We start from the raw sequence: 13987 nt of genomic DNA, 5'->3' as shown, positions 1-13987 counted from the left end.
GCATCCGACGATGATCCATCAATGGAAGCGCGCCTTGCTCGAAGGCGCGTCCGGCGTGTTTGAGCGCGGCGGCCGCAAGAGACCCGAGATCGACGAAGAGCAGGTGAAGGAGCTCCACGCCAAGATCCNNNNACTACGAGCCGAAGGGAGAGACCGAACAGAACCTCGGCCTGATGCGGCAGATCGACGAGCAGTTCCTGGAGACGCCGTTCTTCGGTGTCCGGCAAATGACCTGGCACCTGCGCAACGACGGCCACTTGGTGAACGAGAAGCGGATACGCCGGCTAATGCGCCTGATGGGGCTCATGCCGATTTACCAGAAGCCCAACACGAGCAGGCCGGCGAAGGGGCACAAGACCTATCCCTACCTGCTACGACGTCTGCGGGTGGATTGCCCGAACCAGGTCTGGTGCTCGGACATCACCTACCTGCCCATGCGGCGTGGGTTCCTCTACCTCGTGGCGATCATGGACTGGCACACCCGCAAGGTTCTATCTTGGCGGATATCGAACACCCTGGAGGCCGACTTCTGTGTCGAAGCGCTGAACGAGGCCATCCACGAGTTTGGCCCGCCCGAGATCATGAATACGGACCAGGGATCCCAGTTCACGTCCTTCGCCTGGACGNATGGGAAAGGCCGATTCCTCGACAACATCTTCATCGAGCGGCTGTGGCGAACCCTGAAATACGAATGCGTCTACCTGCATGCCTGGGAGACCGGATCAGAGACGAAAGCGGCCATCCGGAAATCNGCAGAGAAATGATATCAACCAACCCGATCAGCAGGTGCAAAGAGTAGCTTAATTTACGCCAGATCCTGTCCAAGAGATGGGGAGTAGCTCAGACAAGGCCTTTGCGTTCGTTTTCCTGACCTTCAGAGTTCAAGTCATTGATGCATGTTGACCTGATTAGAGCGCCGCGCAGCGCCCGCATATCAAGACATCGTCTTTGGCTCAATCAGCACTGGCGCCTCGCGGTTCCTGGTTTTCAGAGTGCACCAGAAGAAACCGCTCGATCACAGCCATGAGTAATGCCGAGACAACGAAGGTGATATGTATAATCACGAGCCAAAGGAGCTTGTCATTAGGAATCTCCTGTACACTCATGAACGCTTTTAGGAGGTGAATCGACGAAATCGCAACGATGGATGATGCAATCTTCAATTTGAGCGTCCCGGAATCAAGCTTTCCAAGCCATGAGAGCCTTTCTTCGCCGGTCCCTACCTCAATCTTGGAGATGAAGTTCTCATACCCGCTGATAATCACCATGATTACCAAGCTAGCGACCAACGCAAGGTCGACAAGCGCAAGCGTGGCAAGGATTGCCTCCTTTTCTGACCAGACCAACACTTGAGGCACCAGTGCGACAAGATCGACGATGAAATTCAAGGTTAACATAACAAGTAGGATGACCAAGCCGAAGTAGATCGGCACAAGAAGCCATCGACTGTTATAAAGGATCTTCTCTAAGGTGCGTTCCATGTTTATCTCGTTCAGCGATAGTGGATCGAAGAATCCGACGTTTCCGGGAGACTGCCCTCACCGGCGAGGAGATGCCCACGGGCGAATGACGAGTCATGCGCCTTGGGGCGATCAATCAAACGAAGTTTAGTGTGGCCTAACAGCTCGGCTGCCTCAAGTGAAGAGCCGCTCGGTGGAGGGCGAACTGTCGGTTGTCACGGAACGTCAATCTGATAGCGACCCACGCACGGTTATAGACGGATAATTCATAATTAGGATCCCTTAACGAATTGGCCGGGCTAAAGGTCGTAGATCTTCAAGAAGAAAAGCGTCTGTTTGACGGGATCTGCCGCTTTTAGAATAGGTCCTTGGCACCCAGGCCTGTTCAGCGCATACTTGAAATTCCCAACGATTAAAGCGAAGGCCTCTCCTTTATGCTCAGCTTGGGATCTCGTGTCGCTTGTCGCCACGCACCAATCGCAAGTAAGGAAGCAACTGGCGTGATACGGCGCCAAACTTGCGGACAACTTCGAGCTCGCGCTCGCCAATGTCGATGATGATGGGGTCGAATTCGGTCCAGTCCGCGGGTGTTGCCGCCCCTGTTTGATTCACGAGCTGAAGCGCTTTTATGACGCGCAAGGTCTCCGCTGTGCTTCGTCCTATGTAGATCGGGTACTCGAAGATCGCCCTGATTTTCATTTCTGGGTCCAGCACGAACGACTTGCGGATGGGCCAGCTTTTGTGCTCTTTTTCGTGACGCATGCCCAAGAACTTGGCCATGGCCCCACCGAGGTCATTGGCGGTCGGAAAGCAGACAGGTACTCCATAGAGCCGCTGGATATCGCCATGCCATTCCAACTGCTCATCTACGGAGGAGCTGGTGAAACCCAGAACCTTCGCTCCCAAACCTTCAAAGTCCGGCCAGTGCATCGCGATCGAACCTACCTCGGTCGTACAGACTGGCGTATGCGCTGCAGGGTGACTAAAGAGGTACACCCAACTGCCCTCAGCCCAGTTCCGAAAGTTCAAAGGCCCTAACGTTGTTTCAATCGTGAAATCCGGAAATATGTCGCCGATCTGTGGTAACCACTTCACGGACCGACGAAAAGACTGGGGGACTCTCAGGAGAGCGCCGTCTGTTCCGCGGGGAGCAAAAAACTGGAAAGTCATCACTGTATACCCGTTATGCCACAAACTGTCCTTGCCAATTCCATATGAACTTGCTAATTGGCAATACTGGCGATATTTCTGCTTCGACTTGAAGTATTTTGAAAAATTTCACTCAAAACGTTCGAATTGAGGCAAATCATTGGCGACACATCCTCGTCACACTATAGAGACCCCGAACTATAGCCCTCGCGGCAAGCTATCACCAAAGACAAGGTAAGAACCCATCGGCTCACCGCGTGACTTACTCTACATCTGGTCAAGCTTGCGTACGAGGATGTCGGCCAGGTCCTCGCGTGAGTACGGCTTTGAAAGGACCCATTGATCATTGCCTGCTCCGCTTTCGCCCTCGGGGTCGTAGCCCGTGGTCATAACGATCGGGATACCCGGCCGAATACTCATAAGCTCGCTCGCCAAGGCACGCCCTGAAATGCCGCCGGGCATGACCAAGTCGGTCAATACGATATCTATGTGGGCGTCACTGCGGGCAATCGCCAATGCTTCTCGTCCGTGCCGCGCGACCACGGGTGAGAAGTTAAGTTGCTCGAGCATGAGAGTAGTCTGCGCCCGGACATGCGGATTGTCCTCGACGTAAAGCACTATTTCGCCGTGTCCGACAGCCGCTTCGTCGCGCTCGGTGTCGCGTTCCCCTTGGCGTACGAGGGGCAGAAGGACCTGAAATGTGGCCCCATTGCCGCGTTCGTCTGAAAGCCGAAGATCTCCACCTGCCGCTCGAATTCCCTCTAGAAAAATAGACAGTCCCAGTCCGGTTCCCTCGCCAACCGCCTTGGTTGTGACGAACGGTTCGAAGATCCTTGCTCGGACCTCCTCCGATATCCCGGTCCCATTGTCCGACACAGTGATCGCGAGGTGCTCCGATGCCGGCAGCTGGTATCCGTCGTGGGAGGGATACAAATCTTGGCGACCCGGATAGCTCTGGCCAATGTAAAGTGCACCGCCATTCGACATTGCCTGGCGGGCATTGGTAGCAAGGTTCAAAAGACCAGCGGTCAGGACCGAAGGATCCGTGCGGACATAGCCACTGACCTCTGTGGAGCGGATTGCCAAGGAATTTCCAGCGCCGAGGGCGGATTCCAACAAAGGTCGGATCTCTTGCAGAAAGCTTCCGACCTCGATTGTCTTCACTTTCTTCTGAGACGGCCGGGCATAGGCCATGATTTGGTTTGTGAGATTCCCGGCCTCTTCGGCGGCACGGGTGACATTTCTGATCAAGGGAAGATTGGGATCACCCTCTGAGAGCCGCTCGTCGAGCATATCCAGGCCACCAAGGACCACGGTCAATAAGTTATTGAAGTCATGGGCGACAGCGCGTGTGAGGTTTGCCAGCGCCTCCATTCTCACGCGATCATCCCGCTCCTGCTCGCGCGCCTTTTGTGCGGTGAGATCGCGGATGATGGTGACCGATCGAACTTCACCACCCGGGAGTTCGAAGAGATTCGACGTAATACCCATCGGCACCGGTTGACCGTCCTTGGTCCTGAAGGCCAACTCCCCCGAAAAGAAGCCATCCTCTCCCCGCTCCTGCAATGCGGCTTCCAGCTTCCCGTCACTCGGAAAGAAAAAGGTCTCGCGTTGCATCCCGACCATTTCTTCCGGCTCGTAACCCAGCATTTCGCTCGCCCGCCGATTCACCGCAAGGATGATTTCGCGATCGCTGGGTCCTCCGTCCGTCGCCGTATAGATTGCGCCGTCCCGGATGTTTTCAAACAGAAAGCGGTACATGGCAGACTGCTCGCTCATCCTCTCACGCGTGGCCTGCATGTTCGCATGCAGAACCTCAGCCGCGTGGAGCAAGCTGTGCACCTTCTGGGAAATCAGATCGGCGTACCCGAAATAGCTTGAATCAATCGGCACGAGCGAATTTGGCACCAGGAGCAGCGCGCCAACGAGCTTCGCATCCCTGTCGCCAACTGGGATCAAGCAGCCCCGAGCGGCGGCCTCTTCCCTCCTGATCTGATCCGGCAAATCGACCATGCGGCGCCCACCGCGAGAGAGGCCTGCGGCCACTACCGGTCGAAGGGCATCAATATAGCCGTCGTCGCATCCGATCGCCCACTCCGCTTCCAGCGGAAGTCCGTTGTCGGAAGAGAGCCGAAAAAGGACAGCGAGCTGGCAGTCCAGTTCGTTCTGGGCCAATATATCGCGCAATTCCCCGGAAAAGGAGCCTATGCCCACCGCGGCGGATCCGCGCGGCGCAAGTTCAAGGATCTGATTTCGGCGCCGAGCAACCACTTCGCGCGTCGTCTCATGCGCAATCGCCATGACCCCAATGGTGCTGCCTTCGAGTGTCTTGATGGCGCTGTAGGAGAAGTCGAAGTAGCACTCCTCGGGAAATTCCGACCTGACCAGCGGCAACATCGCATCTTTCAAGCTGAAAGGTTTGCCGGTTCTTTTCACATGGCCGATGCTTTCGCTGACAAATTCCCAGATTTCAGGCCAGGTCTGTCGCAATGGCGCTCCGAAAGATTCCGGATGTTTGTCTCCGAAAATGGCGTTGTACGCATCGTTGTATATCTGGACCGTGTCGGGCCCCCAGCCGGTGCAGACAGGGAAGTCCGTCGCCATGATCGCGTCAATGACACCGCGCATTTCGGCCGGCCAATTGCTTGGGCTCCCAAGATTGGTTTCATGCCAGGGGAATTCGTCAAGCAGTGTACGGTTTGTCTTGCGCATGTTCTTTCTCATGCCTCAACGCGGGCCACCTACCCACAGTGACTAACGCAAATTGTCCGCGTCAAATATGTGCCTAACGAAAGACGATCTCCATTTGTTTCGCTCACCGAAGACATCAGGGAGATTGGTGCCTACCAGGTCAGGACTTGAACAATAACGGCGTCATGGGTACTGTCAGAACAAAACTTAGTCCCTATCCTAACCCGCCCCCAAGAAGCGGTGCTTGATCAATAATCACTTGTTTGCTTGACTATTGCCAAGCATGTGAAGGCGACCGGCACTGAAATTCCCGCTTCAAACCCTACTCGATCAATTTCCTCTGACAAGACCGAATCAGCAGGATGACCCTCGATCAAGCGCGAGTTTTTCAACGGAATACGCCCTTCCCCGCCATTCTGAACAAGCAGAATTCTCCACTGGACTACGGGTGCAAACCGAGCATCAGTGGTCCCACGCCCGGACACCCCGGGCGCTCCTCGGTGCGGGGGCCAGCATACCGCTTGGCCAGCAGACCAAGGAGAACCCAATGGCAAAATCCAAGCAAACGAAGAAGATGAAGGTTCGCGCCATGCTGGAGCGCCCACAGGGCGCGACGCTGGAAGCGATCTGCAAGGTGACCGGGTGGCAGTCCCACTCCGCGCGAGCGGTATTGAGCGGATTTCGCAAGGCAGGCTACGTGATTGAGCGATCCGCGCCCGGCGACAGCAAGACCAGCGGATCCGTCTACAGGATCACGGCTGCGCCCGAGGACGCGGCATGATCTGCATCGATGACCTCGAGGCCATGGACCGGGCCGCGCTTGTCGCAGCCTGGTCGAATGTGTTTGACACCCCAGCCCCGAAAGGCATGGGCCAGACCTTCTTGCGCCGGTTCCTGGCATATGAACTGCAAGCCGGGCGGAGCGGCGGTTTGTCCAAGAAGGTGCAGGCGGCGCTCGGTGCGGACGTCGCGACAGCAAAGGCAAAGCCGTCCTCCCCCGGCCTCAAGCCCGGCGGGCGCCTCATGCGCGAGTGGAATGGCGTGACCCACATCGTCGATGTCGCCGAGGACGGATTTATCTGGAACGGCCAGACTTGGCGCTCCTTGTCCGTGATCGCGCGCGAGATCACCGGCGCCCATTGGTCTGGACCGCGCTTTTTCGGGCTCAAGACAAAGGCGCGGTCATGAGCATCGTTACGACACGCTGTGCCATCTATACCCGTAAGTCCTCCGACGAAGGGTTGGATCAGGACTTCAACTCGCTCGATGCCCAGCATGAGGCCTGCGCGGCCTACATCGCGAGCCAGCGTCATGAGGGCTGGAAGATGCTGCCCCATCGGTACGACGATGGCGGGATCTCCGGTGGCACGTTGGAGCGCCCGGGGCTTCAGCAGCTGCTTGCCAACATCGACGCAGGCCGTGTCGACATGGTCGTGGTCTACAAGATCGACCGCCTGACGCGCTCGCTCTCCGATTTTGCGAAGCTCGTCGACAGGTTTGAGGCGGCCGGCTGTTCGTTCGTCTCCGTCACGCAGGCCTTCAACACCTCCTCCTCGATGGGACGCCTGACCCTAAACGTACTTCTCTCATTCGCCCAGTTCGAGCGCGAGGTGACGGCTGAGCGGATCCGCGACAAGATCGCCGCTTCAAAGAAGAAGGGTCTCTGGATGGGAGGACTGGCCCCGATGGGCTATGATCCGCACTCGGATCCGAACCGGCGCGAGCTGGTCGTAAACCCGGATGAGGCCCGGAGTATACAACGCATATTCGAGCTCTACCTTCGCCATGGCTGCCTGAACGCCACGGCGCGTGCGGCCGAGGCAGACGGCCTTCGGTCAAAGCGACGCGTCTTTGCGAGTGGACGGGTACAGGGCGGCGGTTACCTGAGCCGCGGACAGATCCACCAGATCCTCACGAACCCGGTCTATCGAGGTCTGATCCGGCACAAGGACAAAACCTGGCCAGGGCAGCATGAAGCTATCGTAGAGGCGTCGCTCTGGGAGGAGGTCCAGCATCGCCTTGTCGCAACCAGTGCGCGTCGGCGCGGCACGATCACCAAGACATCGAAGCAATCGGCAACTGGCGCAGCACCGCTTCTTGGCAAGTTCCGGGACGAGACAGGAGACATGCTCACGCCCACGCATACGCAGCGCCACGACAAGCGTCTGAGGTACTATGTATCGAACCGGCTCTTGAACGGGCGGGGAGACCAACACGGCTGGCGTCTCCCCGCGCCCGCACTGGAGATGGCAGTCGCGAATGCGATCGCAGATCACTTCTTCGCAGCCGCCCACCATCACAAGATCCTGCACGCGGGATCGGCAGGTGACGCTCTGCTCGTGGCCACCAAGGTCAACGCACTCGCACAGCGCGTCCAGACCGAGGGGGTACGCTCGGCCCCCGGGTTGATTGAGCAGGGATCGGTTGAACCCGGCCGGATTCAAATCACCCTCAATTCAGCAGCTCTCGCGAGAGAACTGGACCGTGTCGTCGAGGATCTCGACCCCACTCTTTCGAGAGTCGAGACAGCGTTCACCTGCAAGCGGCGTGGTGTGGAACTCAAGCTGGTGGCTGGCGATCGGGAAACCACGCCAGACACGACCTTGCTCCGCGGACTGAGAGCGGCCCACCGCTGGGCTGATCTCCTGAAGGCCGGGACCTCCCTGCGCAGGATCGCGACCGAGGCCAATGTCACCGAAAGCTATGTCCGGCGGATCGTCCCGCTGGCGACACTGTCCCCCAAAATCCAGGACGCGATCGTCCGCGGAACTCAGCCCGTGGACCTGACGCTCGAGCGTCTCGTTCGAGATCGTCTTCCGCTTCGCTTCCACGACCAGGAGGAGATGCTGGGGCTGCGCTGAAACCGCATTCCCTACAAGCAATCGCACCCTCCCTGATCGCCGGCCAAAATTCCCTGATACGATGCCTGAAATTCCCTGTTCGCACACTTAGGGAATTTCAATCCAAGAGCCTGTTTTTTCTCATCGAATCCTGATCCTTCCCGGACCCGGCGCCCCCAAAATCGTCGGATTCCCTGTAAATCGGCTGCTATCAGGGAAATCTCCGAAAGAGCGCACCGCGCCAAATAGGCGACTGAGACACACGCCGATTGCCCGCCAGAAGCACCTCCGCCGGTGCGTCTCAGTGGCGAACGCCCTCTGCCAAGCGCCTGAAAACTCCCAGGGAATTTTGCGAAATTGTGCATGGGAATTTGAGAAAGGGGTGGCTGGCGGAGGAGGTGTGCGCCACCCGAAGGTGCGGTAGGAATTTTTCCCAATTGATATCAATGCTTTCCACATAATTCTGAAAGTCCATGTGTAGCAAAATGTGTAGCAAGTTGTGTTGCAAAATCTTGTTCGCTCTGGCGATCCCAGAGTCACAATAGTGCCCTGCCGAAGCGGAGCCTTCTTGCACAGGGGGGCAGCAAAGAGGCGGTCATGTCCCACGGATGGGTGTAACTTCGGGTAGCGCCCCTGATGGCGCTTGCGCCCATCACGAGGCGCCGTAGGACGGCAACAAGGGCGCGGTGGTCATCCGTGAATTTTCGCTAGGGTCGGGTTGCGAAAGCCAACCTGAACCGAAGGAAGACTCCGATGACCAAACCCATGATGGACCTGAGAGAGCTGATGGAGAAGAGCGCAGATGCTGATCTGCTGCGCGAGATGATCGGTTTCGCCGCCGAACAGCCGATGGAGCTGGAGGTGGGCGCGAAGACCGGCGCAGGCTATCACCAGAAGACCGCAGAGCGCCAAGCACAGAGGAACGGCTACCGTGAGCGCGATTGGCAGACGCGAGCCGAGAACGTGGAGTTGCGGATCCCCAAGCTGCACACCGGCAGCTATTTTCCCTCCTTCCTGGAGCCACGGCGTGCGACGGAAAGAGCCCTGACTGCGGTCATCCAGGAGGCCTACGTCCACGGCATCTCGACCCGAGCCATGGACGATCTCGTGGAGGCAATGGGCGGGACCGGCATCTCGAAGAGCCAGGTCAGCCGCCTTTGCGAGGAGATCGAAAAGCGAGTCGATGCCTTCCTGACCCGTCCGATCGGCGGCGAATGGCCTTACCTCTGGATCGACGCGACTTATCTTAAGGTCCGCCAGGGTGGCCGTATCGTCTCCGTCGCCGTCACCATCGCCGTCGGCGTCAACATGGACGGCCGCCGAGAGGTGCTGGATATGGCCATCGGCCCGTCAGAGGCCGAGACCTTCTGGGCGGAGTTTCTGCGAGATCTAGTGCGGCGCGGGCTGCGAGGCGTGCAGCTGGTCATCAGCGATGCGCACGAAGGCATCAAGGCCTCGGTCGCACGCGTGCTGAACACAACGTGGCAGCATTGCCGGGTGCATTTCCAGAGAATGCTCTTGCGCATGCGGGCAAAAACTGCAGGCGCGTCGTTCCGCCTTTAACACCACCGCCTTCGCACAGCCGGACCATGCGACGGCGAAAACCCAATGGCGCAACGTCGCCGACCAGATGCGGGGCAAGTTGCCGAGGCTCTCCGGGATGATGGACGATGCCGAAGAAGACGCGCTCGCCTACATGACCTTTTCCCGATCAGCATCGGACAAAATTGCATTCGACGAATCCCATTGAGCGTTTGAATGGCGAGATCAAGCGCAGGACCGACGTCGTCGGGATCTTTCCCAATGAGGCCGCCCTACGCCGGCTCGTCGGCGCCATCCTCATGGAGCAGACCGAGGAATGGACCGTGCAGCGTGTGCGATACATGACGCTGGAAACCTTGGCGCCGGTCTGCGATGATCCCGTCATCAGCCTGCCTGCAACTCAGACAGACTGATCAGCTCGGCCCGTTGAAAGCTCCCGGCCAGCCATGAGCTACACCATGAAATGGGACGTGATCGAAGCATGAAACGACGCGAACTTCTGGAGACTTCGCATGCGCCGGAACCCGAGCATGGCACGTTCCCGCCTTCGGAACGGCAGGTGCGAGTTGTCAGCGCGGTTGTTCACCCAGCGGCCCGTTTCCTGCCGCGGATCGGCTCCGACTTCTTTCAAGGCAGCACCATAGGACCGGGGCTTATCGGTCACGATCGCCTCCGGTCCACCATGCTTGCGCACTGCTTTCTTCAGAAACTTCCAGGCCGCCTTCCTGTCGCGGGTCTTGGCAGCAAAGCTCTCTAGGACCTCTCCTTTGTGATCCACTGCCCGCCAGAGGTAGTGCCGCTCCCCGTTGATCTTCACGAACATTTCGTCGAGGTGCCACCGCCAGCGACTGGACCGCATCCCGTCAATCCGGCGCTGCCGGATCTCGGCCGCGAACATCGGCCCGAACCGATGCCACCAGTACCGGACGGTCTCGTGGCTCACGTCGATCCCGAGCTCGTGGCGCAAGTCTTCCACATTGCGGAACGAGAGCAGGAACCGAACGTACTCCATCACCGCCAAACGGATGATCCCGGGGTGGACTTCTTGAAGTAGCGGAAGGGGCTCGGCTTGAGCATGCTCGAACGCAAGCCTCCGCCCCGCCTCAAGCCGAGTTCCTTTGACAGGCCCGGGCGATGGACTTCGTACATGAGCAATTGGCAACCGGTAAGAAGCTGCGCGTCTTGACCGTGTCAAATAACTTTTCGTGCTACGTGCCGGTGCTCGGTTCAGTTAAAGCTGCGACGACGTGGTTCATTTGGCGCGGCTATGGGTCAAGTGCATGAGAAGCGTGCTTGCTCGAAAGAGGATTGGTTGGTCCTCATTCGAATGTGTGCTGGCCACGCTCAACCGACCGGTGCGTGTGAGGCTTGGCATGGTTTTCTTCGAACCAACTGCGCGCCAGGTCATGCGCTTCTGCGGATTTCTCCGGCCCAAGACGCGTTGCTGCGATGGCACGATAGTGATGCGCCTCGTGAACCCCTGCACTGGCCGCGAGGTCGAACCAGAGATATGCCTGCATCAAATGCTGGGGCACTGCGCGACCCTCGAGGAACATCCTTCCAAGCAGAAGCTGAGCACTTTCATCCCACGCGTGAGCCGCCTTTTCTGCATGGTGGAACGCGCGCGCAAGTTCCTCATCCGACGCAACCGGGTTGGCGTAAATTACGGTCGCAAGCGAATAGGCCGCAGCCACATTGCCCTCGGATGCCGCTTTTTCGAACCATTGCATCGCTTCAGCCATCTGAACTTCACCCGTCTCGGCAAAAAGGTAGATTTCTCCAAGGGTGTTGGCGCTTTGGACATAGCCAAATTTTGCCGCCTGCTCGTGATATCGGATTGCATCCTGGATATTTTGCTCGGTGTATGTCCCAGTTCGAAGCAAATCGGCCACGCGCGCCAATGCCGGTGGATGGTTGGCGTCAGCAGCAGCGCGCAGGTCGTTCAACGCCCTTTGCAGGTCCTCTCCTTGAGCGCCGTCCTCAAAAGCCATCTGCGAGCGCATGAAGCGGGCTTCGACATCTCCGGCCTTGGCGGCCGCTTCGAAATACATCCTGGCGCGAGCGGAATCCGTAGTGACACCCATGCCGTTCAGGTAGATATAGCCGAGACTCAACTGCGAGCCGGCATCACCCAGCTCAGCACCCTTTTCAAACAACCCGCGGGCACGCTCCAGATCCGGCGCGCCAAGGACTCCAGACATGTAAAGGCCGGCCAGGTTGCGCATCGCGGCCGGATCGTTCTCGGCCGCAGCCCTTTCCCAGTGCATCTGTGCCTGTTCGAAGTTTCCGCTGCGCGCGGCTGCCACGCCATCGCTGTTTTCGTCGGCATTGGCCGGGATGGCGAGCAAGGAGGCTGCAATAAAAATAGCGGCCAAAGATCGCCGAATTGGGCGCCCGCGGAATGCCGAAGTGAATACGAGGTCAAGGGTGGAGGTTGCCTGGGTTTTCATGAGGATCTCGATTGGCCAAGGGAAAGATTGTGCTGTGCACATTCGGACTTGGTGGTGATTTCCGAAGGAGTGGGGCCAGCGTGTTCCAGCTGGCCCCACCCGGTTTTTTTGGTCTTTTATCAGAACCTGAGGCTGAAGCCGGAAGCGATCCATTCCTGGCGTTGGCCGGTGCTACGGCTCAGTCCGATGTTCGCCCAGAACGTGCTGTTCGGGCTTGCGGTATAGGAAAGGCCGAACTCCCCGAAGACCGCCGTGTTCGCATCGTGGGGCTCTGTTACATTCCAGGTCGCACCGTGCATTGAGACATCACGCGAGGCGTCGGGATCGCCAAAGCCCAGTGTATGCTTGATGCCAAATGACGAAGACCATGCAACTCGGCTTCGGTTGTTCGAGAAGAACTCTCCTTCAAGATCAAGCCCGGCCTTCAGAACCCCGCTGTGGTAGCTGCCATCTGCAACAGTCAAACCGGTCACGGTCGAGCCCGATTCCTTATACCCAGGCGCGTGCGTCCAGTTCATTTCGGCCGCCACCCAGGGCATTGCCACGAACCGCTCTGAGATGTCGAACCTGTAGCCGGCACGTGCCGCAGCTTGCAGGGAGACGGTTCTCGCTTCGAAGCTGTTCCGTTCCGTGCCGGAGGTCAGAACCACCGAACGGCTACCTTGAATGTCCGACCGGCCCGCAATGACACTGGCGTCATACACGAACGGGCCAGACGACCCGTAACCGTAGATGCCGAGCATATTCGTGGTGCGTTCGGATTGGCCGGACATCCCAGCATCCAGTTCGCCAGAGGAATGCCCAAGGGCGAGACCGAATGTCAGCTTTTCGTTCTGTTGGAAATCCACCCCGGACCAGAACATGCGGTTGCTTGTCGCCGAGGCCGAGGCAAAGCGATCGCTTGCATCCCGGAAACGATAACCCGTTGCATCAACCCAGAGATTGTGGCCATCGAGCCGGTTGGTCGCGCCGAACATGAGGCGTTTCGAACCGACAGACATTGCCTTGCGGGTATCAGACAAAGCGAATGCGTGGATTTCACCCGATGCCTGAAGGGTCGCTGAGGAGGTTTGCGCAGCGTTGAAACCCGCAAAGCCATTGAACAAGGTATCGAGATCTGCGTTCCCCGTGCCGACATTGCCACGGATCGCATCCAACCCAGCCCCGGCCGAGATTGCGTTGACGTTACCGCTCGAGCGCAGGAGTGTCTCCAGGCTATCCGCAACGACAACTAGATCAACGAAATTCGAGCCGTAGATCACGTCAAATCGCCCATTCTGCTCAACGCCCGCTGCCGGTGTCACCACTGTGTCGAAGGCTCCGGCAATGCCGGCCGGGTTGTCGATTGTGCTCACGATCCGGAAGCGATCACCAATGATCGCATCGAAAGAGTTGGTCGCAGGCCCACTGATTCCGCGCAGCGTCGGTTGCAGAGTTCCCGCCGCCGTGAATACGGACGACACACCGGCGAGGAAGAGACGGTCATAGCTGCCGGCTCCACCAGCGGGACTATACGTCCTGCCGTCGACCTCCACATCGAACGTAGAGCCTGATGTCAAAGTCACATCTCCATTGACCGTGAGGGTTCCCGGCGAGTTGCCTGGCGCAAGGGATCCATACACAGCCACGTCGCCGATGATCCCGCCCGTGCCCATCAAGGAGGCACCAGATTGGACATTAAGCGTGGGTGCAGCCAGAGTTCCGTTTACGGACAATTCGCCGGCAGTCACCCTGAACGTTCCACCGAGTGCGCTGCTCCCCGAGAGGACCAGCGTGCCCTCACCCGACTTGGTGACACCGCCGGCGCCCGTCATCGTGCCGATGACCCCAAGGTTGGCCGCGCTCGCAACATCGA

The 13987-nt window shown here is 58.4% G+C and carries 8 protein-coding genes and 3 pseudogenes; 5 read left to right on the top strand and 6 right to left on the bottom strand.

Annotation, left to right across the window (positions count from 1 at the left end; translation table 11 throughout):
- Positions 1-113 precede the first annotated feature (113 nt).
- A pseudogene (locus GQE99_RS00055) lies at positions 114-743 on the top strand (IS3 family transposase); the annotation flags it as partial.
- Positions 744-953: 210 nt separating this feature from the next.
- On the opposite strand, the gene GQE99_RS00050 reads toward GQE99_RS00055, so the two are convergent.
- The 3 genes from GQE99_RS00050 to GQE99_RS00040 all read right to left on the bottom strand — a co-directional run bounded on the left by GQE99_RS00050 (position 954) and on the right by GQE99_RS00040 (position 5321).
- A complete protein-coding gene (locus GQE99_RS00050) occupies positions 954-1481 on the bottom strand; it encodes a TIGR00645 family protein (RefSeq protein WP_161349548.1) in 528 nt (175 codons plus the stop codon).
- Between the two features lie 417 nt (positions 1482-1898).
- Complete coding sequence (locus tag GQE99_RS00045) at positions 1899-2630, bottom strand: redoxin domain-containing protein (RefSeq protein ID WP_161349547.1); 732 nt, start codon at positions 2628-2630, stop codon at positions 1899-1901.
- Positions 2631-2876: 246 nt separating this feature from the next.
- The gene (locus tag GQE99_RS00040; RefSeq protein WP_161349546.1) at positions 2877-5321 is read right to left on the bottom strand and encodes an ATP-binding protein; all 2445 of its coding nucleotides are present in this window, start codon (positions 5319-5321) and stop codon (positions 2877-2879) included.
- 526 nt (positions 5322-5847) lie between these two features.
- On the opposite strand from GQE99_RS00040, the gene GQE99_RS00035 reads away from it, so the two are divergent.
- From GQE99_RS00035 to GQE99_RS00020, 4 genes and pseudogenes are all read left to right on the top strand, one after another.
- Positions 5848-6081, top strand: a complete 234-nt coding sequence (locus GQE99_RS00035; RefSeq protein ID WP_161349545.1) for a DUF3489 domain-containing protein — start codon at positions 5848-5850, stop codon at positions 6079-6081.
- Complete coding sequence (locus GQE99_RS00030) at positions 6078-6488, top strand: DUF2924 domain-containing protein (RefSeq protein ID WP_161349544.1); 411 nt, start codon at positions 6078-6080, stop codon at positions 6486-6488. Before GQE99_RS00035 ends, GQE99_RS00030 begins: the two co-directional genes overlap by 4 nt.
- Entirely contained in the window at positions 6485-8161 is a 1677-nt protein-coding gene (locus GQE99_RS00025) for a recombinase family protein (RefSeq protein WP_161349543.1), read from the top strand. The genes GQE99_RS00030 and GQE99_RS00025 overlap by 4 nt, the downstream gene beginning before the upstream one ends.
- 732 nt (positions 8162-8893) lie before the next feature.
- Positions 8894-10095, top strand: a pseudogene (locus GQE99_RS00020) (IS256 family transposase).
- Positions 10096-10142: 47 nt separating this feature from the next.
- Here the strand turns inward: GQE99_RS00020 and GQE99_RS00015 are convergent.
- From GQE99_RS00015 to GQE99_RS00005, 3 genes and pseudogenes are all read right to left on the bottom strand, one after another.
- Positions 10143-10759 (bottom strand): annotated as a pseudogene (locus GQE99_RS00015) (IS6 family transposase); the annotation flags it as partial.
- 242 nt (positions 10760-11001) lie between these two features.
- Positions 11002-12132, bottom strand: a complete 1131-nt coding sequence (locus tag GQE99_RS00010) for a tetratricopeptide repeat protein (protein ID WP_235917044.1) — start codon at positions 12130-12132, stop codon at positions 11002-11004.
- Between the two features lie 119 nt (positions 12133-12251).
- Positions 12252-13987 (bottom strand): autotransporter family protein (locus GQE99_RS00005; protein ID WP_161349541.1); only part of this gene is annotated, 1736 nt, incomplete at its 5' end.

Source organism: Maritimibacter harenae, from assembly GCF_009882975.1.
GTDB classification, from domain to species: Bacteria; Pseudomonadota; Alphaproteobacteria; order Rhodobacterales; family Rhodobacteraceae; genus Maritimibacter; species Maritimibacter harenae.
Note: the sequence above shows the minus strand (reverse complement) of the source record. Positions and strands in the feature narration are given on the sequence as shown.